The sequence below is a fragment of the Nostoc sp. genome, assembly GCF_035638895.1.
Taxonomy (GTDB): domain Bacteria; phylum Cyanobacteriota; class Cyanobacteriia; order Cyanobacteriales; family Nostocaceae; genus Nostoc.
The window spans coordinates 1-20779 of record NZ_DASQZC010000491.1; the positions used below are offsets into that span (position 1 = coordinate 1).

16 protein-coding genes and 1 tRNA gene are annotated in these 20779 nt (G+C 43.5%); 5 read left to right on the forward strand and 12 right to left on the reverse strand.

Annotation, left to right across the window (positions count from 1 at the left end; genetic code table 11):
• Window positions 1–103: 103 nt before the first annotated feature.
• Window positions 104–175: transfer RNA gene (locus VE944_RS24625), tRNA-Thr, on the reverse strand.
• Between the two features lie 33 nt (window positions 176–208).
• On the opposite strand from VE944_RS24625, the gene VE944_RS24630 reads away from it, so the two are divergent.
• Window positions 209–502: a DUF3493 domain-containing protein gene (locus VE944_RS24630; protein WP_324983272.1), complete on the forward strand. Its 294-nt coding sequence runs from the start codon at window positions 209–211 to the stop codon at window positions 500–502.
• Between the two features lie 595 nt (window positions 503–1097).
• Here the strand turns inward: VE944_RS24630 and VE944_RS24635 are convergent.
• Window positions 1098–2789, reverse strand: coding sequence for a DUF1565 domain-containing protein (locus VE944_RS24635; RefSeq protein WP_324983275.1), 1692 nt, complete (start codon window positions 2787–2789; stop codon window positions 1098–1100).
• Between the two features lie 452 nt (window positions 2790–3241).
• Here VE944_RS24635 and VE944_RS24640 point away from each other — a divergent pair, with 452 nt between their 5' ends.
• Window positions 3242–3778: an alpha/beta hydrolase gene (locus VE944_RS24640; protein WP_324983278.1), complete on the forward strand. Its 537-nt coding sequence runs from the start codon at window positions 3242–3244 to the stop codon at window positions 3776–3778.
• Here the strand turns inward: VE944_RS24640 and VE944_RS24645 are convergent.
• The 7 genes from VE944_RS24645 to VE944_RS24675 all read right to left on the reverse strand — a co-directional run bounded on the left by VE944_RS24645 (window position 3775) and on the right by VE944_RS24675 (window position 12478).
• Complete coding sequence (locus VE944_RS24645) at window positions 3775–3972, reverse strand: hypothetical protein (RefSeq protein ID WP_324983281.1); 198 nt, start codon at window positions 3970–3972, stop codon at window positions 3775–3777. The genes VE944_RS24640 and VE944_RS24645 overlap by 4 nt on opposite strands.
• 124 nt (window positions 3973–4096) lie before the next feature.
• Window positions 4097–4717, reverse strand: coding sequence for a low-complexity tail membrane protein (locus tag VE944_RS24650; RefSeq protein WP_324983285.1), 621 nt, complete (start codon window positions 4715–4717; stop codon window positions 4097–4099).
• Window positions 4718–4821: 104 nt separating this feature from the next.
• Window positions 4822–7995, reverse strand: a complete 3174-nt coding sequence (gene infB, locus VE944_RS24655; RefSeq protein ID WP_324983288.1) for a translation initiation factor IF-2 — start codon at window positions 7993–7995, stop codon at window positions 4822–4824.
• A 482-nt stretch (window positions 7996–8477) separates the two neighbouring features.
• Complete coding sequence (locus VE944_RS24660) at window positions 8478–8747, reverse strand: YlxR family protein (RefSeq protein WP_324983291.1); 270 nt, start codon at window positions 8745–8747, stop codon at window positions 8478–8480.
• A 148-nt stretch (window positions 8748–8895) separates the two neighbouring features.
• A complete protein-coding gene (gene nusA / locus VE944_RS24665) occupies window positions 8896–10179 on the reverse strand; it encodes a transcription termination factor NusA (protein WP_324983295.1) in 1284 nt (427 codons plus the stop codon).
• Between the two features lie 188 nt (window positions 10180–10367).
• Window positions 10368–10829: a ribosome maturation factor RimP gene (gene rimP / locus VE944_RS24670; RefSeq protein WP_324983297.1), complete on the reverse strand. Its 462-nt coding sequence runs from the start codon at window positions 10827–10829 to the stop codon at window positions 10368–10370.
• Window positions 10830–11059: 230 nt separating this feature from the next.
• Window positions 11060–12478, reverse strand: a complete 1419-nt coding sequence (locus tag VE944_RS24675; RefSeq protein WP_324983300.1) for a hypothetical protein — start codon at window positions 12476–12478, stop codon at window positions 11060–11062.
• Window positions 12479–13083: 605 nt separating this feature from the next.
• On the opposite strand from VE944_RS24675, the gene VE944_RS24680 reads away from it, so the two are divergent.
• Complete coding sequence (locus VE944_RS24680; protein ID WP_324983303.1) at window positions 13084–13782, forward strand: peptidoglycan-binding domain-containing protein; 699 nt, start codon at window positions 13084–13086, stop codon at window positions 13780–13782.
• A 31-nt stretch (window positions 13783–13813) separates the two neighbouring features.
• Here the strand turns inward: VE944_RS24680 and VE944_RS24685 are convergent, their stop codons facing one another.
• The gene (locus tag VE944_RS24685; protein WP_324983305.1) at window positions 13814–14707 is read right to left on the reverse strand and encodes an SDH family Clp fold serine proteinase; all 894 of its coding nucleotides are present in this window, start codon (window positions 14705–14707) and stop codon (window positions 13814–13816) included.
• A gap of 244 nt (window positions 14708–14951) precedes the next feature.
• Between VE944_RS24685 and VE944_RS24690 the strand changes: the two genes are divergently transcribed.
• The gene (locus VE944_RS24690) at window positions 14952–15353 is read left to right on the forward strand and encodes an FG-GAP repeat domain-containing protein (protein WP_324983308.1); all 402 of its coding nucleotides are present in this window, start codon (window positions 14952–14954) and stop codon (window positions 15351–15353) included.
• 248 nt (window positions 15354–15601) lie between these two features.
• Here the strand turns inward: VE944_RS24690 and VE944_RS24695 are convergent, their stop codons facing one another.
• The gene (locus VE944_RS24695; protein WP_324983312.1) at window positions 15602–17494 is read right to left on the reverse strand and encodes a serine/threonine-protein kinase; all 1893 of its coding nucleotides are present in this window, start codon (window positions 17492–17494) and stop codon (window positions 15602–15604) included.
• A 289-nt stretch (window positions 17495–17783) separates the two neighbouring features.
• Between VE944_RS24695 and VE944_RS24700 the strand changes: the two genes are divergently transcribed.
• The gene (locus VE944_RS24700) at window positions 17784–18692 is read left to right on the forward strand and encodes a Tll0287-like domain-containing protein (protein WP_324983314.1); all 909 of its coding nucleotides are present in this window, start codon (window positions 17784–17786) and stop codon (window positions 18690–18692) included.
• Window positions 18693–18985: 293 nt separating this feature from the next.
• Here the strand turns inward: VE944_RS24700 and VE944_RS24705 are convergent, their stop codons facing one another.
• A complete protein-coding gene (locus VE944_RS24705; RefSeq protein WP_324983318.1) occupies window positions 18986–20236 on the reverse strand; it encodes a serine/threonine-protein kinase in 1251 nt (416 codons plus the stop codon).
• Window positions 20237–20779 lie beyond the last annotated feature (543 nt).

Sequence of the window (20779 nt, forward strand, 5' to 3'; positions counted from 1 at the left end):
GACCGATAACAATACCCCAGTCAGTAATGTGTCACCGACGACATATAATTTAGTCACTGTACAACTTATGTCAAACTAGACTATTGAGCAATAGCTTTATCAAAGCCGATGATGGGATTTGAACCCACGGCCTGCTGATTACGAATCAGCTGCTCTACCACTGAGCCACATCGGCGTACACAATCTAAGAGTATAACATGATTTAATCATGGTAGATCAAAATCGCAAAAATCGCCTTAACCCTGAACAATACGCCAGCCTCAAAGCAGAAATAGCCGCTCCTTATCGCGGCTTACGACAATTTTTCTACATCGCTTTCGGTGCTTCTGGCTCAGTTGGTGCATTCGTTTTTTTCTTCCAAGTGCTTGCCGGACGCAATGTTGAGAGTGCAATGCCAAGTTTAGCTCTCCAAGTAGGAATCGTTGCCTTAATGGTCTTCCTCTGGCGCTGGGAACAGCGTCGGCAACGAAGCACCCAATCGGGTAAAAATTCTAATTCCTGAAAGGAGAAATTTTAGTTGTTAATTTTTTATTGCTTTCCTTTTATATATCTTTAAATTCTTCAAATTTATTAATGCTTTGATCAAGATGAAAATATCAAAAGAGAAAAAATAAAAAATTATTAGGAAATATCAAAAAGCAAAAATTTCTGAGAAACAGAAATCGTTGAAATGGGGTCAGCCAATATAAAGACCCTGACCATAAAACCAATCACATTCAAATGGGGTCAGCTATATTTAAAGACCCCAAATTTTATGTTTAAAAATCCCTAAAATTAAAAAGCTTACAATTTTGGAAGCGCCAGACTGATAATTTGTTAGTCTGGCGCTTCCAATTTGCTAACTAGTACAGCACGGTGGAAATAATATTATGTCCGCATAAATAGTTATAGTTATGCTAACCACAGCCATTAGACCCCACCCCCAGCCCCTCCCCGCAAGCGGGGAGGGGAGACAAAGCGTAGCTTTGGCGGGGTGGGGTTCTTCGCGTTTAATAAGCAATCAAGCAGACATGATATAAACCACCCATTCAAAATAGCCAAAAAGTCTGCCCTATAAGCTTTTTGACTTTTGACTTCCGCCTTGCGGTACTAGGCATTTACTGAACTGTTACCAAATAGGATGAAGGAATTGGTTGGGCACGTCCAGCATTGACAAGTGCCTGGTAAACAAAGGCAGCAACTTCGGCTCTAGTCGCTTCACGATTAGGATTTAGTTGCTTCGCTGTGGGATAGTTGATCACTAGTTGCCGTGCAGTTGCAGCAGCAACAGGAGCGATCGCATAATTAGGAATCTGGGCAGCATCGGTGTAAAAGGAAAGGACATTCTGATTACTCGCAGTCAAGCCCAAACCATTAGCTAAAGCTACTAACGCCTGCACTCTAGGAATTTTTTGCTGTGGCTTAAAAGTTCCATCGGGATAACCAGAAACAAATTCACTTTGGTAAGCAGATTGAATTGCAGCGTTAGCCCAGAAATTGCTTGCTACATCCTTAAATTTAATGGCTGCGCGTTTGGTTGGTGGTGTTAGAGCTTTAGTGACAATAGTGGCGAATTGAGCGCGGGTTACTGGATCATTGGGTTTAAAGCTGCCATCAGGAAAGCCAGCAATAATATTTTGGGAGGCTAAAGCTTCGATGTAAGTTTTTGCCCAGTAATTTGCTGGCACATCTTTAAAGGCGACAGGCCCTCCAGGCGGTACGTCAACAGTTGCAGCAACGAAATTTACTGAGCCGAAAATCTTTTTCTGATCAATATCGTTGCCAACAGCGAGAATTTGACTGGTTTTTGTGGCGTTGTTCACATCATAACGAGTGTTATTGCGAATAAGGTTGCCACCAGGATTTTCGTTAGTGCCGAGGTCAGGTAGAGCATTGACAGTTGCTACTACACCATCCCGCTTATTGTTCTGAATGACATTCTTACGCAATACGGGCTTTGCTGATTCGGAGATATAAAGACCGTCTTGGTTTTGGACGATTTGATTTTCCACAATTTGGGGTGTGGAAGTGCCACCGATCGCTAAACCAAAACCAGTATCCTGAAATAAGTTATTCCTGATTTGCCCTTGGGCAGTTCTAGTAATTGAAATCCCATTCCCTTTGTTTTGCACAAAGAGGTTACTTTCAATAGTGGGATTGCCTGTACCCGTGACAAAAACACCCTCTCTGACACTGTTAGTAAAAGTACTGTTTTTGATAATAGGATTAGTTGACTCCACCCACACAGCCGTACCCCGGCTATTTGGGTTGGTGACGGTGACACCTGCGATCGTGGTATCTCGTTCGGCAAGGATGGTAATGTCTTGTCTGGCAAAGGCGCGACTAGTGTAAAAACCTCCACCTGTAATCAATATTGCCTGACCTTTAGTGGCTTCATCACCCCGCAGTGTCACCCCTGGTTTCAGTAAGAGCGGGAAGGTTTCGCCACTTTCCTGGTTATAGTTCCCAGGTGCTAATTGAATAACTGCACCTGCTTGGGCTTGACTTAGAGCAAAACTTATGCTCTTGTAGGGTGCAGTTGAGGTTGCACCAGCACCAGCACTATCTGCACCAGTTGCTGGGTTAACGTAAATCACTGCGGCAGTTGCAGGAGCTTGCGCTGTGATTGGGGCGATACCTTCTGAATGAGTAGCACCAGCATTAACCTCATCAGGTAGTAGTATTGACCCACTAGAGACAACAAGCATTGCCGTTAGTCCGGCTCCCACGCGTAAAGTATATCTGAGATCACTGCTAGAAAGAAGGCGAAAAATCTCAGCTAGAGAAATGTGAAAACCCCGGTATTTCATTTTTTCCGTCTGTGATGTGCTGAATTATGGGTAGCAAGCAGCCTTGTAGCTGCTGTAAAACCCATGCAAAACTATACTGGATGATTAGCACTGATTCAGCTAAATTCCTTAGATAAATCACAGAACTTATACATTAGTTATATTATTTTATTCAGAAAATTATACCAGTACTCTGTCAAGCCAACTTTGAAGGGTAAAAAAACGAACTACAGAGGCACAGAGAACACAGAGTCAGAGAAAAGAGGAGATGGTAACTAGATTTTCGCGCCCCCTGTACTGGGGACTTTCGGGATGAGGCGGATGTCTATCAACAAGTCTCTCGCTGGCTTGTCTAAGCGCTCATTCTGATTAGTGAATTATTTATTTTTTTATATTCCCTAAAGCTAGATGCTGCAAATAATGTTCCTGCAATATCATCACAGGAAAAGCAAACCTATTGGAAATGGGAAGAAATGCGTTTTAAATTTTTGGGGCTGCGTCGCGCCTTACTTTTAATAGCTAGTACCTGCCTTCTACTTTTGTCCCCGCCTGTCTTTGCTGCGGAACAAGTGGTGCTAAACTATGGTATCTTCCGTGAATCACTTTCAGTGGAGGAGCTATCTACCTTTGCCCAAACAGGTGAACTTTCACGTTCACTACGAGTTAATTTTGCTTTGGCACGACAAGATCCCAAAGCCATCCGTCAGTATTTGACGGAGCCGGTGAAGGTAAACCTTGTGTTTTTAGATAGAGTGCTGAATAGCCGGATTGGTAATATTATTTTGGATCAAATTAGTCAAGTTATTTATACACCGTCTCGCAGAGCAGATAGGCAGGCTTTGCGAGCCGCTTTGGTACTTTCTGCGAGCCAAGACGGGCAGGTGTCGCTAATGGAAATTATTAAGAATTATCCCACAAATGAAGTCGAAGTTGATGGAAAACGCTTGCAGGGTGCATACCGTCAACTCCGCCGCTTGCAAACAAGCCTACAAGATTTATTTGGTGTTTAGTAAGCTAAAGTTTCTAAAGTTTCCTTTAAATACCGTTGTACCTGCTGTTCTAAGCGAATTCCGTGTAATTGAGCATCGCGTTCTAGTTGCCAGCGTTGAAAACCGGAACTAGTGGAGATCGCATATTTGAGGCTATACCAAATTTCAGTATCAGCAGAAAATTGGCGATCGCTAGAAGCTGGAATTTGAGCCATAGTTTCTCATTCCTTTATTTTAACTTCAACGGTAATTAGTCATTAGGCAGCAGTTAGAAATTATTATTCTCTCCTGCTACTGATTTATAGCCCTTTAAAGTTAAATAATATACTTTACGGGCTGCTATGAATCTCTATTAATCCTAAACAAAGATTCCAACAACCGGGGCACCATTTGATTAACTCGTACTCCTAAAATTGTGAAATCCTGCTTAATCTTTTCTAAAGATAATGGCTCTATGCCAGCGAATTCTGTGTCATTAGTCACTAAAACTCGCATTACACTCACAGGTATTTGTAAAAATAGATTGCTGCCTAAAAATGCTAAACCTGCAAACAATAGTGCAACGCTACGCCATTGTGGGAGAAATTTAGCTGAATTTGCTACTGATGGGGCAATTTGGTAAAGCTGCCACAACACCCAAACCGACAATACTGCTGCTACTAATGCCAGGATACGATTTAACTTTGTATTAATTAAACAGAGAATTTTTCGCTGCCGCTCGGTCAGATTTTCTGGCTTTAGGGCTATTCCTAAAAGAGCAAATATATAAAAAGGGCGACGCAACTGCATCCATAGCAAAGGAAGAATACCAATGGCAGCAACTAAAAATAGCTCCATCCACACTGGTAAAAACGGCTCGCCTACAGACAGGAAGAATAAGCAGAGGACTAAAAAAACAGGCAACGTCGCTAATCCAGCGACGTGAATCCACAAAATAGGTTCAGAGCGAAATGAATGCATATATAAAAAGTTATGAGTTAAGAGTTAGGAGTTAGGAATTAGCAGTCTTTAACTTCTAACTCCTAATTTATCACTCCTAACTTCTAACCATTTTACCCTTAACACTACCTCGTTAAGGTGAGAGTGCGGCGCTTCGTAACCATCTGATAGGCTTCGATGATGTCACCTTCAACCCAATCATTGAATTTATCCATGCCGACACCGCATTCATAACCGGCGTTGACCTCACGGGTATCTTCTTTCATCCGTTTTAGGGAGTCAAGGACGCCTTCAAAGATCACCTTACCGCCGCGTCGCACCCTGACTTTACAGTTGCGAACTAGCTTGCCAGATTGGACGTAGCAACCGGCAACCGCACCGCGACCGACTGGGAAGACGGCCCGGACTTCGGTTTGTCCCAAGGGTTCTTCCACCAACTCTGGTTCCAAAAGACCTTCCAAGGCATCTTGGATATCTTCTAGGAGTTTGTAGATTACGTTGTATTCCCGAACATCTACACCCGCTTCATCGGCGGCTTGTCTAGCGCCACTAGCGAAGGTGGTGTTGAAGCCAATAATTACAGCGTTACTGGCAGCTGCTAAGTCGATATCTGTCTCGGTGATTTCCCCAGCAGTAGCTAACAGCATCCGAATTTGGACTTCGTTTTGCGGGATTTGCTTGAGCGCTCCCACAATGGCTTCTACGGAACCTTGTACGTCTCCCTTCAAGATCAAGTTGAGTTCTTTCAACTCGCCTTCTTGTGCTTGAGCCGACAAGGTTGTAAGGGTAACACGACCCTGTAACAAACGGGATAGGCGTTGTCTGTCTGCGCGATCGCTAGCGAGTGTTCTGGCTTCTTTTTCGTTCTGGAAGACCTCGAACTCGTCGCCTGCTGCTGGCACATCACTTAAACCTAGTACCTCGACAGCAAAGGAAGGAGAAGCAATATCTACTCTCTTACCTCTGTCATCCACCATCGCCCGGACTTTACCGAAGGCCGAACCAGCTACCAAGATATCTCCCACATGCAGGGTGCCATTCTGAATTAGCAGGGTAGCAACTGCTCCCTTGGCTTTATCCAGATGTGCTTCAATTACAGTTCCTTTGGCGGTACGATCTGGGTTGGCAGATAGTTCTGCAACCTCTGCTACTAAGAGAATCATCTCTAAGAGCGTATCCAGGTTTTCACCTCTGATGGCGCTCACTGGAACCATGATTGTCTCACCACCCCAGTCTTCTGCGGTCAGACCATACTGGGTGAGTTCTTGTTTCACCCGCTCTGGCTGTGCCCCTTCTTTGTCAATTTTGTTGATTGCAACAACAATTGGCACTCCCGCAGCTTGGGCGTGGCTAATGGCTTCAATGGTTTGAGGACGGACACCATCATCAGCAGCCACTACCAAAACGGCAATGTCTGTTACCCGTGCTCCTCTGGCCCGCATAGCTGTAAAAGCTTCGTGACCAGGAGTATCTAGGAAGACTATCTGCTGTGGTTTGCCCTCATGTTCCACATCCACATGGTATGCACCAATGTGTTGAGTGATCCCGCCAGCTTCGCCAGCAGCCACTTTTGTTTTGCGGATTGAGTCGAGTAGGGTTGTTTTACCGTGGTCTACGTGACCCATAATTGTCACGACTGGCGGACGGCGGAGGAGATATTCAAAGTCTTCTGCGCCGACCATTTCCGTAACTTTCCGAGCTTCTGCTTCTCGTTCGCCGGTTTCGACTTCTATTTCTAGTTCTTTTCCTACCAGGGTAATTGTGGGAATATCTAGATTTTGGGTGATACTCACCGCCATGCCTTTGAGGAACAGGATTTTCACAATCTCTGTATCGGGAACGGCTAAAACGTCAGACAGTTCTTGCACAGTCAACGGGCCTGTGATCACCACTTTTGCTGGACGATCGCGCTTGGTGTCAGCTTCTTGTTGCTGGCGACGGTTATTGTGATGGTCACGGCTAGAACCAGACTTAGAACCAGGCTTTCTACTGCCTCTAGCAGTTGGGGCGCTAGCAAGGCTTGCACCTGGCATCTGCACAGGTCGAGTCGCTTTGGGTTTGGGAGGACGGGCAATGGAAAGGCTGACTTGGACGGTGGCTGGTGAGTCTAGATCGTCATCATCTAGCAAATCTTCTTCAAACTCATCATCCAATATCGGCTTGATCCGCTTACCTTTGACGCCAGCTTTAGCCTTCTCTTTAACTTCGTCAATTATTTCCTCTTCTACCCACTTTTTACCGCCTTTGGTCGGACGAGGCGGAGTTGGGCGTTTTAAATCGAGGAGATCGGGTGCGACGACTGGCTCATCACCCAATCCTTGAGATTTGCCCGCCATTCCTGACATCTGCCTGGGTGGAGTAGCGATCGGCATTGCGGCGGCGGCTTCACCAGGGCGGGCTGGTCTGGGTCGTTGCCCCTCTCCTAGTTGTGATGGTGCAGATGGTCTATTGACCCTCTGCTCTGGTCTGCTGGGTGCAGGGGTAGGACGACTTGTTCTTTGTGGTGCACCTGGTGGAGACTGCTCAGTTGGCAGTTTAGCAACTCTGGGCTTAATTTGTTCGCGATCGCCTTCGACGGGTCGTTGCCGTTGGTCGCGTTTAAGAATCGGTTTGTCTGCCTGAGATACTTGCTCATCTGCCACCGGGGCTTCTGCCACCGGGGCAACTTCTGCCGCAGGTCTTGGCGGTGGGGCAGCTAATTGCGGTTTGATCGGTTTTTCCGCTTTCGGTCTGGGTGGAACTATTTTTTCTGGTTTTTGGGATGCTATTTTTTCCGATCCCTGATTTGGATTTGGCGTTTGTTCCAAGTCCGTAACAGGAGGTTGCTCTTGAGTCTCAGATTGAGTCCGGGGCACAGGTCGAGTTGGTGCTGCCGGCTTCATGGGTGAGACTGGTGTAGCGAAAGGCCGTGGTGGTGAGGGAGGATTAGCTTCAGACAAGGCAGCTTGGGTATTGGTAGCAACTGACGCCTCTGGGGCGTTGGAGGTAGTATTTCTCAATATTTTGGGTTTGCGTATTTCCAAAATTTGCTGTTTGTGGGGTGCAGCAGGTCGGGCAGATCCGCCATTTGATGGTGAGTTTGGTTTATGGCTGGTTGTACGTACTTCCTTTTTAGCGGAGGCATTCGTCGCTGCGAGTTTTTCCGCAGCCGTGCGAATGTTTTCTGCCTCGGATTCTGAAATCGTGCTGCTATGACTTTTGACCGAGATGCTGAGCTGGTCGCAAATTGCTAGTAGCTCTTTGTTATCCAAATTCAATTCCTTTGATAATTCATAGATTCTAACTTTGCCGTTGTTCATCCACTCTTCCCCTTTAATTTACAGTTTTAGCGGATGGTTGCCTGGGAGTGCGACATCTCCATCCTTGGATTACTGTTTTTAGACTGCCGTTCAGTTTTTGCCGGTGCCTCCAATCAGGAAAGAGAGATGTTTCGGTTTAATAATGGCATCCCCACCAGGAATGATGGTTGAGGGACACCTATAAAAATTTTTTAAATAAAAAATTTTTATAGGAACCCCTGACGCCGAACTGCGCCTGAGCGCTACCAGGTTGCCATTTTGTAGTTTCTTGTTTTGGTGATTCTGAGCCTTCCACAACACAATCAATTACATTTTGTTCTGGGAATCTTGCCTCGCCTCTCTTAATTATTGGAGAGCCGAATGCCTTTTACACCCATTTACTATTTTGGCACTAACCTTAACGATCAACAGAGGCTGTCATGAAAGCGCGACTTCGGCTTTCGCACTATTCCTCTGGTGATTACGTCACAAAATTGTTCCAATTAAATTTCGTTTTGGGTATTAGTGCGGGTTAGACGTTGCAACAAGCTTTGGTACAGTGTTTCTGGCACTGATGCATGTAGCGATCGCCCTAGTCGATTTTTTTTTTGAGCTGCTTGTAGGCAACTCGTTTGCGGACAAATATAGGCAGAACGCCCCATGCCCTGATCTAATTGTACCTTTCCCGATGGAAAGACGCGGACAATCCGCCAAAACTGATCTTTTGAGCCTACTTTCCGGCAACTAATACAGCGCCGATAATTTGGTTTCATCGTTTCTGGGTGATCTCAGTCCAGCATTCTGGATGTAAAAAGAAGTTTATTATTACTATTTTTTACTCATACCAAGTAGCTTTTGAGAAAATAATCCTTGAGACTGAGACTACAATCTACAGTATCAAAACTTTACAAATTTAATCAATTATTCATCATCGTCATTATCAAAAGTATCCTCCTCTTCTGATCCGTCCTGATTTTCATCCTCGAATTCTTCATATTCAAGATCGTCTTCTTCTGATTCCTCTGATTGATATTTTGTTCTTACAGCCAGAAATTTAGCATCTTCTCCGGCATAGTCATACTTGGCTTTGTCTTTGATGTCTATTTTCCAACCAGTCAGACGGGCTGCCAAACGAACATTTTGTCCTTCTTTGCCTATGGCTAAACTCAATTGGTCTTCAGCCACTAGTACGTGAGTTTGCCGGGATTCTGGGTCCATCAGGCGTACTTCATCAACCCGTGCTGGACTTAAGGCATTGGCGATGTATGTTGCTGGGTCTGGCGACCAACGAATTACATCTATTTTTTCACCGCGTAATTCGTTGACTACCACTTGAATTCGCGATCCCCTGGCTCCGATACAAGCGCCTACTGGGTCTACATCGCGATCGAGGGTATCTACTGCTATTTTAGTCCGGGGGCCGACATAACGAGAGGGGGGGTTCGCCTCCCTAGCTACGGCAACAATCCGTACCACTTCATCTTCGATTTCTGGAACTTCGTTGGCAAAAAGATAAACTACCAAACCAGCATCAGCGCGAGACACAAGCAACTGTGGCCCTCGTTGCTGACCTTGGGAGACTTTTTTGAGATATACCTTGAAGGTGGCATTTGCGCGATAATTATCGTTGGGTAGCTGTTCCCGCTTCGGTAATTCAGCTTCTACTTCTGGCTGACCAAAGCCACTGCTAACTGCCAGAACTATTGATTGCCGCTCAAACCGCAGGACTCTTGCTTGCAGGACAGTTCCTTCTAAATCTTGGAACTCTTCTTGCACCATTTGGCGCTGTTGATCCCGTAATTTTTGCGCTAGTACCTGCTTGGTTTGCATCGCCGCCATCCGACCAAACTCTCCTTGGTCGGGGGTCACATCCAGCACCACAGAGTCCCCTAACTGCGCTTCGGGAGCGACTTGTTGAACTTCATCTAGGGAAATCTGGTGGTCTGTGTTATTGACTGCTTCGACAATGGTTTTGGTGGAAAGAACGCGAAATCCTTCTCCTTCAATATCGAGTTCTACTTCAAAATTCTCAAAATAATCTTCGTCAAACTGTTTGCGTTCTAAATTTTGGGCGCGACGATAACGTTCGTACCCTTTAAGTAGTGCTTCTCTAATAGCTGATTGAACTGCAAGACGGGGTAAATTCCGCTCCCGACTTATACTTTCAATTAATTCTTTTATTCCAGGTAAAGTAACCATTGACATAAGCAATCTCCTTTAAAAATTAGGGAATGGGGAGTGGGGAGTGGGGAGTGGAGACTGAAAACTACGCATTAGAGCCAGAGATTAGAAAATAGTTTTACACTAGTCTCTAATCTCTAGCCCTTAGTCCCTAACCTTTAGCCTTGAGCTAAGGTGTTCTAATCTCTAACTCCTAAGCCTTAGCCCTTTGTTTATCGGCGCTCGTCTAGCTGCACCTTAATAATTAGGGAGCGGGGAATTTCGACTACACGACCTTTTTGGTTTAAGTAAAGTGCTGTCTCATCCCGGCGAATCAACTGACCAATCCACTCTGGTTGTCCGTCGTAGGGGGGCGTTGTGGAGATGATGACAGGAAATCCTTTAAAGGAAATAAACTCCCTGTCTGTTACCAGTTGCCGCGAAATCCCAGGACTAGACACTTCCAAGACGTATGCATCTGGAACGATTTGGGCAGTATCTAAGGAGGCTTCTAAAGCACGGCTCATCCTCTCACAATCATTTAACCCGGTGTCTTGCTCAGGATTGCGAATGTCTACCCGCAAAACTGGTGGACTTTGGTTAGTGTGAAAAATCACGCCAACCACTTCCAATCCCAGTTCTTCTGCCACTGGTGTCGCCAAATCAATAATTTGTGGAACTAAAGGATGAGCCATGAGAAAATCCAATAAAAAAAGTGGGCACTGACCCACTTCCTGCGATAGGTATATCTTCCAAGAAGTCTTGTGACGAACCAATTATGATTCGCCTAATTCGTAGTTTAGCGCATTTCTTTTATAGTCGTGCATTGGGCATTGGGCATTGGGCATGGTTCAATAATCAGTAGTTCTTATTCTGCCTCCCCTGCTCCCCCTGCTCCCCTCCCCCTGCCCCCTTGCCCCCTGCCTCATCTTTTCACTATTGCTGGAACTGATACTTGTGTTCGTAACTGTCTGGTTTGCTCGATAATTTGGTCTATGTCTTCTTGGGATAAACGCTGGACGTAGTTGATTTTGATTTCCTCTAAGAAGTCAAAAAGTAAACTCTGAATTTCTGAGAGTACGTGTTTTTCCTTTATTTGAGATCCTAAGACTTTGCTAAAGGTTTCTACTAGCTGACTGGTGAGTTTTGCACCCACAGGGTCTTCAACAGCACTAACTAACGTTTTGTAAAGATTAGTTGTGATTTGAGTTGCCAGTTGTTCGCTTAACTGGGTTTGAGCCTGTCCCACGCCAGGGAGGTTCTGGAGGTTACGGTAGACGGGGACTTGATGGAAGACGGTTTCGATGTTGTGGCGCAAAATGGCTACGATCGCAGGTTGGATTTCGGGTAGCACTTGGTAGACAATTGTTTTTACTAGAAGACCTGCGATCGCTTCTACTTCATTTACATTATTAATATCTATGTAGGGACGTAAATTTTCTTGTTGCAGTAGCCAGCGCGTTAACTCACCCTTATGAATTGAACCCTGAACCTGATTAATTACTCTCACCACTACAATTTCTGTGAGTTCTTCGGCAAAATTAGCGACAATCCCCTGATGAATTTGCTTTCGCACTGGATGCAAATTCAATAACTGCACTTTATCGAGGCGGACTACTACAGGTAAAATTCGCAACCACCGCCAAAATGGCAGTAGTAAAAATAGGTCGTACCAACGCCACAATACTGCTTCAAACCAGCTAAAACCAGGATGTCGGCGTCTAATGAAGAAAGTACGCCCCAGCAATTCTACGCCAAATAAAATCACAAAGGGTAAGTCAATAATCCAGAAATTATCAACAAATTCGCCATTTTCACCGATCTGGCGGAAGTAGTTAGAGGCAATTAAAGGGCGGATGCTCTGGTTGAAAAAACTAATTTGTTGATCCCAGCCATTTTGCGATAAGTAAGGCTGACTCCAAAAAGTGGCAAAGGACTGTTTTGCAGATTCATTACCGATGTGCGATCGCATCTGCTTTTTGATTTTTTCCAGAGTCCCACTCTTATTCACTCCCGCAAACGGGTTACTGTCAATCATCTCGCTGCTAAGACGACTTATTTGTATTAGCCTGTTATTTACCTGAGAAGACTCTAACCCTGTTTCCCTGACTTGTTCTGCTAATGCGTCTACTGTTTCTAGATAACTTTTTGTGTCTCGATGGGGTTCGATACCTTTTATTGGGTCATAAATCTGAATAATTTGGGGAACTTTTCGCAAGTAGAAATCTCGCCAAGGTACGTAAGTTAAATTAAACAAAACTAAACCTAAATTTACGGTGGCAGTAATTGCCATAATTCTTTCAAACCAAAGATTTCGCTGCTTAGAAGGTTTTATATTTTTCATAATTTGTCATATATTATACATTTTCTGAATGTTTGGAATATAAGCTCTTTCATTTATCGAAACAGAATTCAGGAGTCAGAAGCCAGAATACAAGAAGGGTATTTTGAACAAAGGTCAAAACCTGCTCCCTTCGTGCAGTGTCTCGGATTGCCCTGGCTCTAGGGGAAGCAATGCGATTTTGCCAGATAGGTAAGCAGGGGAGGCTCTTGAAACAGGGGGAGAGAAAGAAATGTATTTAGGGCTATTTAGGTAGGAAAATTACGCTTATTTTTCTCTTTGCTCCCTCTGCTCATTTCACGATTATCTCACTTTTTCGCGTTGCTCCCTGGCTCTAGCTTGACACAGGTGACAGATGTATGCACTACAGTAATTTAGTGTTCAAGGTGTGGATTCGATTCAAATGACGCTGTATCTCTGCTAATACAAGATACTCCTTTTGATGGATGACGAAAATTAGTATTTGTAGAGAAAGTTAAATTTGACAAAAATAAATCACAAATTATTCAAAAAACATTAAAAAAGCGCGAAAAAAGTTATTAAACAAACTTAAAATGCAGCTGTTAACATTTATAATCCTGCTGGTTTAACTCAAAGGAGTTTTAAGTATGTGGTGTGGGTTTGGAAAATCAAGCGCGAATTTTGCTGTTACTTGCCTGATAACGGCTAGTGTCGTAATTGCAGACACAGGTTTCGCAGCCTCTCAACGTAGCTATACCCCCCAGCAATTCCGTGCTGTGTTGCGAGGGTTAGGCTATAACGTCAAGGTAACAAATGGTGCTTTGGCGGATGAGGAAACTAAAAAGGCAATTCGTGAATTTCAGACGGGTTATAAGCTAAAACCAGTTGATGGAATAGCAGGGCCAAAAACCCAAGCATTTGCTGCTAGCATCATTCAAATTCTGCACACAAATTTGAATGCAGTGGTAAAGCCAAATCCTCCCCTCCCGCGCGATCATTTTTATAATTCCCGCACGGAAGCAGTGGTGAAGGAGTATCAGAAGAAATATCAGTTGCAAGAAACTGGAATTGCTAATTTAGCACTCCGCCAAAAGCTGAATGAAGAAGCAAAGACAGTTTTTAGTCAGCCAACAGCTACACCAACTCCTGCACCAACGGGTAGACCGAGAAGTAGCCCGAACAGACCAACAGCTACACCGACGGCTACGCCAACAGCTACACCGACGGCTACACCGACAGCTACACCGACACCGACACCGACAGCTACACCGACAGCTACACCGACAGCTACACCAACAGCTACACCAACAGCTACACCAACAGCTACACCGACAGCTACACCCTAATCGCCACCAAAAACTCCTACCACAAAACCTTTTAAGTCATTTGATTTGGTTCTTCTAAAGGTCTGCCCTTGGGCATAGGTAGAATTGGACGACGGTCATTGTAAGGCATAGGAATGTACTGGACGCTGGGTCGGCCTCCTTGTGGCTGTGGGTACAAATCCATGAGATCATAAATAGAATGGGGCAGTCCGACAGTTACGGGCAGCCCCATTTCTGTTGCTTCTTCTATAGTGATGGGATAGTCGTGGGTGACGCGCCCAGTTGTCAAAGCTTCGATAATCGGTTCGATATTTTCTGGCAAAACTTTTTGTTTAGGTATACTGTCTTTTAGCAGAGTCCGTACAAATCTCTGTACCTGTTGAATTGCTTTGCGTGAGAGGTCGGCCATAATTAGAGTTTGGTCATCAATCTCACTGATGGGTTTATCTTCGACTACTTTTAGGATACTTGCTGCTGGGTAGTTACCCAATTGGGGATCAACTGGCCCTAAGACAGCGTTAGCATCCATAATAATTTCATCAGAGGCGATCGCAAGCATGGTACCGCCACTCATAGCATAATGAGGTACAAAGACTGTAACTTTTGCTTGGTGGCGAATTAATGCTCTGGCGATTTGTTCTGTAGCTAAAACCAAACCCCCAGGAGTGTGCAAAATTAAGTCAATCGGCACATCTGGGGGTGTGAGGCGAATTGCTCGCAATATTTGTTCTGAGTCTTCGATAGTAATGTAGCGAGATAAGGGAATTCCCAGGAAGCTAAGGGACTCTTGGCGGTGAATGAGCAAAATTACCCGACTATTGCGTTCCTGCTGGAATTGTTGTAAAGCACGCAAGCGCCGATATTCTATTTGACGTTTTTGCCAAAGGGGTTGCAAAGAAGTCAGAAGGAGAAAAATCCAGAATAAGTCACCAATACCAAAGCCCATATAATTTATTGCTCAAAAATAACGGTTGCCGTCATTATTGTGACAATGTTTGGGCGATCGCAGTTCTACCTGTAGGTTTAAAAGTGACTAACCACACTCAGCAAAAATATTCTTATAAAACTTAAGATTATTAATAATTGAGAAGTTTATTACACTTCTTGCGTAAAAAAAAGAGAGTTAAGTTGTATAGCCCCATGCAAAAATTTAAATTTGCAAGAGCTTTAACCAACTCGTTCTATTGAATATGTTAAAACGAACTTTACTTTGTGTTTCGGGACTAACACTATGTGCTGCTTTGATCATTTCTTCCTTGATCAAACCCCTTCACGCTCAACAAGTCGGATACACCTTCGCTGGGTTAGCGGACTGGGATGACGATAGTAGTAAGGATATCGTCGCTAGGGACGCGACCGGTCTGTTGTGGCTCTACCCTGGTGAAAGCAACCGGGGCTACAGTCAGCAGCCGCGAGTACAGATTGGTAACGGGTGGAACGGATACACCTTCGCTGGGTTAGCAGACTGGGATGGCGATGGTAGTCAGGATATCGTCGCTAGGGACGCGACCGGTCTGTTGTGGCTTTACCCTGGTGAAAGCAAGCGGGGCTACAGTCAGCAGCCGCGAGTACAGATCGGTAACGGGTGGTAAAGAAAGTGTTCAAGTCAATTGTGCTTTGAATCAGAAAAATGAGAAAAATTCTGAACCATAAGCTGAACAAGAAATAAGGGACTTCCAAAGAATAAATTGTCACTTAAAGTATAAGCTTGCCGTTGCGGCAAACTTATACTTTAATTTGACTGATGCAATTTTATACTTTAGACAGTTGTCTGTTAGTTGGTAGGATTAAAAATCTAGGTATACCTGACCAGCATAGGAAGCGCTATATGAATTATTTATTATCCCCGTCGCCAAATCTTTATAGTATCGTCATCACCACCACTAACTAGGGTTTGACCATCAAGACTAAAAGCGACGCATCGAACATAGCTGGAATGTCCTACAAGTGTGCTGATTTCTCTGCCACTGTGTACGTGCCACAGTTTGATAGTGTTGTCCCAACTCCCACTAGCAAGAAATTGCCCATCATGGCTAAAGGCAACTGACCAAACTGCATCAGAATGACCAATGAGAGTCCGAATCTCACTGCCTGTATTTACATCCCACAGTTTAATTGTGTTGTCACCACTGCCACTGGCGATAATTTCCCCATCCTTGCTGAAGGCGATACAGTTAACAAAAAAGGAATGGCCTAATAATGTGCAAATGTTTCTGCCTGTGTATACTTGCCATAATTTGATGGTGTAATCAGTACTGGCACTAGCCACAAGCTGTCTATCTTTGCTATTAGTTGCAGGCGTTGTTGGAGAATAGGCAACTGACGAAACTGAGTCAGAATGGCCTATCAGAGTTTGGGTTTCTATACCTGTGTGTACTTGCCACAGCTTAATTGTACAGTCAACACTGCCACTAGCTAGAAATTTGCCATCTGGACTAAAGGCAACGGAATTCACCCAATTAGTATGACCAGTGAGAGTACGAATTTCTTTGCCTGTGTTCATATCCCACAATTTGATGGTGTTATCCCAACTACCGCTAGCTAAGATTTCCGAGTTCAGTTCTGCAACTCCCGCAGATTTGCCTGACTCCCCTTGATAAGAAAGTTTTGAGGAGATTGGGCTAAAGGCGACAGAATGAACCATACTGGAATGACCAGAAGACCAACGACCGAGTTGACGCACTAGCTTGCCAGTACCCAGTTGCCAAAGTTTAATAGTATGGTCATTACTGCCGCTAGCAATAAATTGCCCGTCTGAGCTAATGGCGATCGCATGAACCATACTAGAATGACCTTTGAGGGTCTGTACACATTGCCACTTCTGTTGATCTAATACAACAGGTGGAGGTGGTTTAAGTCTAGGCGTTATCACCAAGTTAGATGATATTGGTGCTATTTTATCGCCACCAGTATCAGAACCCAATAAATTCAACCACTCCTGCACAGACTGGGGACGATAGGTTGACTCCAAATCCATGCCGCACATAATAGCCTGATTCACCCTGTCGCTGATTTTAGGATTAAAATATTGTGGTGGTTCTAAATTAATGTTGTGACGTCTATCATCTGCACTCGTCGGTATAACTGCGGTAAGCAAATTATACAAAGTAGCAGCTAAGGCGTAGATATCAATATATTCTCCTCGTGGCGCTTCTGATTCATACTGCTCAGGTGGGGCAAAACCAGGAGTACGATACACAGTATGCCTTTGAATCATATTGGGAATAAATTCTCTAGCGATGCCAAAATCTATCAGTACTGCTTCTGATTTATCAATGCGGATCATAATATTACGTGGTTTGAGATCCCGATGCAGCAGCCCTTTAGAGTGAATTAGCGTCAAAGCGTCGCCAATTTGCCTGATGTAGAGTAGCGCTTCTGCTTCTGATAGCACTCCCATCCGTCTTAGGCGCTGTCCTAAGTCTTCGCCTTCGATGTAATCCATCACCATGCAGGGCAAATTTCCCTCATCAAAGATGGTTTCTATCTGTACTATATGAGGATGGTGACACACAGCCAGTCGTACTGCTTCATCACGGAAATCTTGCCGTAACTTGTTTCGGTGGAGTATCCAGGCAGGGTGATTCAGGATTTCTTCTTTAAGAGTTTTAATCACTCGCAGTTGATTCCGTTGATTTCTGGCAAGATAAGTAATGCCAATTCCGCCTTCACCTAGTTGGCTTTCAATAATGTACCGTCCACCGAATAAAGACTTTCCTGCATTCCACACCATTAGTAATATTTGACAATTCCTGGTATTTATTTTGGCACGGTATTCAGTTCAGTCAACACGAATTTTTGGAAATTCAATTTTGTTTTGCTGTTGTAGCTTTTTGAATTACTTACTTAGAGAACATTTTCATTAACCTCAATAATTACTAATATAGAGTCGGGTATACCCTAATATTTTTAGCTAAACTATACTTTTACACCAAAATTTTATTTGATTGTTCATGCTAAAGTAAACGATGACTTTAGCAATATTTGGTCATAATAATTTGACTTGTAGGTAATGTAAAATTATGCTAAAGAATCTGAAGCTGAAACAAAAGTTTACAATCCTGCTACTGGTAATTCTGACATTCGGTCTGAGCTTGAGTGGATTTGCTCTTTCTTCTCTGCTTAGAGAGAATGCTAAACAAGATATTAGCTCAACAGGTCTTATGCTCATGCAAACCATGAGTTCTATTCGTCAATATACCAATACTCAAGTTAATCCAGAGCTAGCTGATAAATTGGCAACTGAGTTTTTGCCGCAAAGTGTACCTGCATACTCAGCACGGGAGGTATTTGAGATTTTACGGAAAACACAAGACTACCGTGATTTCTTTTACAAAGAAGCAACTTTAAATCCGACAAATCTTCGGGATAAGGCTGACGGTTTTGAGACAGAAATTGTAGAAAGGTTCAGAAATAAATCAGACCTTAAAGAACTGAGTGGATTTCGCTCAATTCCTGGTGGGGATATCTTTTATATTGCTCGTCCCTTACCAGTTTCTGAACAAAGTTGCTTGGTCTGCCATAGTGTACCAGAAGCTGCACCTCCAAGTATGATTAATCTTTATGGTACAGCTAATGGATTTGGGTGGAAGCTGAATGAAATTGTCGGTGCTCAGATTATTACAGTACCAGCAAATAATGTCATCAACAAAGCCCATCAGTCTTCCTTACTAATTATTCTAATTGTATCAACTATTTTTATAGCTACTATCCTGTTAGTAAACTATTTCTTGAATCGACAAGTTGTAATGCCTCTCAGACGCATGACTCGCATTGCCGAAGAAGTTAGTACTGGACATATGGATGTTGAATTCGAGCAGATGTCTAATGATGAAATCGGTAACTTAGCTAAAGCCTTTAAACGGATGCAGTTAAGTTTAGAAATGGCAATGAAAAGAATCAAACGCACTCAGGGAAGTATGGGGGATTAAAATAATTCGTAATTCGTAATTCGTAATTCGTAATGACGCTCGTGACGCTCGATGACTCGCTAACACTGCGCTATCGCCTTTGGCGTCTCCCCTTTTTCCAAAGGGAGAGGCTAGCGCCAAGGGAGAAGACTCGCTAAAGCTGCGCTAACGTAATTCGTAATTCGTAATTTAGGTGTGCAACGGAAATTTATACTCAGCCATAAAACTGGCTGCGCTTAATTGCTCTTTCTTTAAACCCTGAGAATGAGTTAAACAATTCAAAATTATTTCTAAATGAAAGGTAGTCTATATATTTATGAGAATAAGCTTTTTTTGAACTCAAAAGCTGCTTGAAAGTCAGGAATTTCCCTGGCTATAAGTTCAATAAATTGGTCGGGTGAAATGTAAGGATTTTGATCTAATATTTCTTCTACAACGAGATTTGCCATTGGCCCGATGTGATAAGCTAACTCTTGATGACAATGTTTAATAAATACTGGTTGGAGCGAAGGTTGCTGTTCTTTAATTCGCCCAATTTGCGGAATAGCTGGTGAAGTAGGTGAACTAAAAATTGTTTCTCCAGGTTGGTTGTATGACGACGATATTGCCGACATAGGCTGAAATTCAGGATTAAATACGGTGGGGGGCAAATCATCAAGCATGATTACAGGAGACATTACCACTTCTAGTTCTCCAATCTGCTCTAAATCTATAAGAACTTCCCTAGCTGTTTGGTATCGCTTGTTAGGTCTATCTGCCAACATCTGATCAAGTACTTGAGCGAACCCATCAGTAACATAGGTATAATAACGCCAGTTCCATTCTAAGGAATATTGATCTATTAGTAAGGATGGATCTCTACCTGTGAGTAATACAATAGCTGTTACTCCCAAAGCATAAAGGTCACTAGAGGGAGAACATAAACCCAAGCTAATCTGTTCACGAGGAGCATACCCCACTTTGCCAACAAGGGACATTTTGCCAACAAAGGTCACTTGGTTGTTAGAACTTCTGCCTTCATTCATGTCAGCAATTTGCTTGCCTACACCGAAATCAATCAGCACTGGCAGATCCTTACCATCAGGTAACATGATATTATCAGGCGAAATATCTCGATGGATAATGTTGTGCTGGTGAACATATTCCAACACAGGTAGCAAATTTTTTAGCCACTCTATAACTTCTTCTTCAGAAAAGTTTCTTCCTTGACGTTGAAGTTCTCCGAGCAGCCTAGAATATGTTTTACCGTCAACATACTCTTGTACTAGGAATAACCGACCATCTCCTTCAAAGCAAGCCAAAAACTTGGGAATTTGACGATGTTGCAATTGATGAAGAATTTTTGCCTCTCTTTTAAACAAGTTGCGATATTGTTCCAGCCCACTCTCCCCTGTGCCAATGGGCGCAAACTCCTTGAGAACACAAGCTTCATTAAACCGACGAGTGTCAAAGGCCAAGTAAGTTCGCCCCAATCCTCCCTGTCCCAGAAGTTTTTGGATAATGTAGCGGTTATCAATTAGAGTTCCAGCAGCTATTTCTGGTCTTGTCATAGGGGACTGTGACATCTCATCGCACTCCTAGCGATTTTTTTATTAATAAATCATTCAGTTTGCTGAAAGTCAGAAACTCTAGCTGATATTGGCTTATAACATCCCTAGAATTGAGATTAGCATCACTGTCAAGACAAGGAAATACACTCTTCTACAATCTTTCGACGGTCTTTTGTGAGCAAATAGACAATTTTTACCTAAGCAGTTCAATCATACTACTGATACTTACGTATTTTAGCAGCCAGAACATAATCAGTGTCTGCGGTAATCTCTGCAACTGCTCTGAGCATCGTCTTTTGGATTCGCAGATGAACCATATTTTATCCCTAGTAACTCAATTGGCACTGAAATTTGGAACAGTAAGGATATAGCGTGATATGATATTTTCTCAGAAAAACTGAGGTTGCTATAGACTTCCCGAAAAAATTATTATATGTATTTCAAGTGCTGAATATGCGTTAGCGCAGCTCGTCGTAGACATCGCTCTCAAAAATTAATCTTTCTAAGAGCTAATATCATTATGAAATAACTGTTTCAGCATCGGCTATCAAGGTTTTC

Bases quoted from the DNA above. Each gene is read 5' to 3' on its own strand.
- VE944_RS24660 (WP_324983291.1), bottom strand. From the start codon at position 8,747: ATGAAACCAAATTATCGGCGCTGTATTAGTTGCCGGAAAGTAGGCTCA.
- VE944_RS24645 (WP_324983281.1), bottom strand. From the start codon at position 3,972: ATGGCTCAAATTCCAGCTTCTAGCGATCGCCAATTTTCTGCTGATACT.
- VE944_RS24635 (WP_324983275.1), bottom strand. From the start codon at position 2,789: ATGAAATACCGGGGTTTTCACATTTCTCTAGCTGAGATTTTTCGCCTT.
- VE944_RS24680 (WP_324983303.1), top strand. From the start codon at position 13,084: ATGTGGTGTGGGTTTGGAAAATCAAGCGCGAATTTTGCTGTTACTTGC.
- VE944_RS24630 (WP_324983272.1), top strand. From the start codon at position 209: ATGGTAGATCAAAATCGCAAAAATCGCCTTAACCCTGAACAATACGCC.
- VE944_RS24640 (WP_324983278.1), top strand. From the start codon at position 3,242: ATGCGTTTTAAATTTTTGGGGCTGCGTCGCGCCTTACTTTTAATAGCT.
- infB (WP_324983288.1), bottom strand. From the start codon at position 7,995: ATGAACAACGGCAAAGTTAGAATCTATGAATTATCAAAGGAATTGAAT.
- nusA (WP_324983295.1), bottom strand. From the start codon at position 10,179: ATGTCAATGGTTACTTTACCTGGAATAAAAGAATTAATTGAAAGTATA.
- VE944_RS24690 (WP_324983308.1), top strand. From the start codon at position 14,952: ATGTTAAAACGAACTTTACTTTGTGTTTCGGGACTAACACTATGTGCT.
- VE944_RS24695 (WP_324983312.1), bottom strand. From the start codon at position 17,494: ATGGTGTGGAATGCAGGAAAGTCTTTATTCGGTGGACGGTACATTATT.
- VE944_RS24675 (WP_324983300.1), bottom strand. From the start codon at position 12,478: ATGAAAAATATAAAACCTTCTAAGCAGCGAAATCTTTGGTTTGAAAGA.
- VE944_RS24650 (WP_324983285.1), bottom strand. From the start codon at position 4,717: ATGCATTCATTTCGCTCTGAACCTATTTTGTGGATTCACGTCGCTGGA.
- VE944_RS24700 (WP_324983314.1), top strand. From the start codon at position 17,784: ATGCTAAAGAATCTGAAGCTGAAACAAAAGTTTACAATCCTGCTACTG.
- VE944_RS24705 (WP_324983318.1), bottom strand. From the start codon at position 20,236: ATGTCACAGTCCCCTATGACAAGACCAGAAATAGCTGCTGGAACTCTA.
- VE944_RS24685 (WP_324983305.1), bottom strand. From the start codon at position 14,707: ATGGGCTTTGGTATTGGTGACTTATTCTGGATTTTTCTCCTTCTGACT.
- rimP (WP_324983297.1), bottom strand. From the start codon at position 10,829: ATGGCTCATCCTTTAGTTCCACAAATTATTGATTTGGCGACACCAGTG.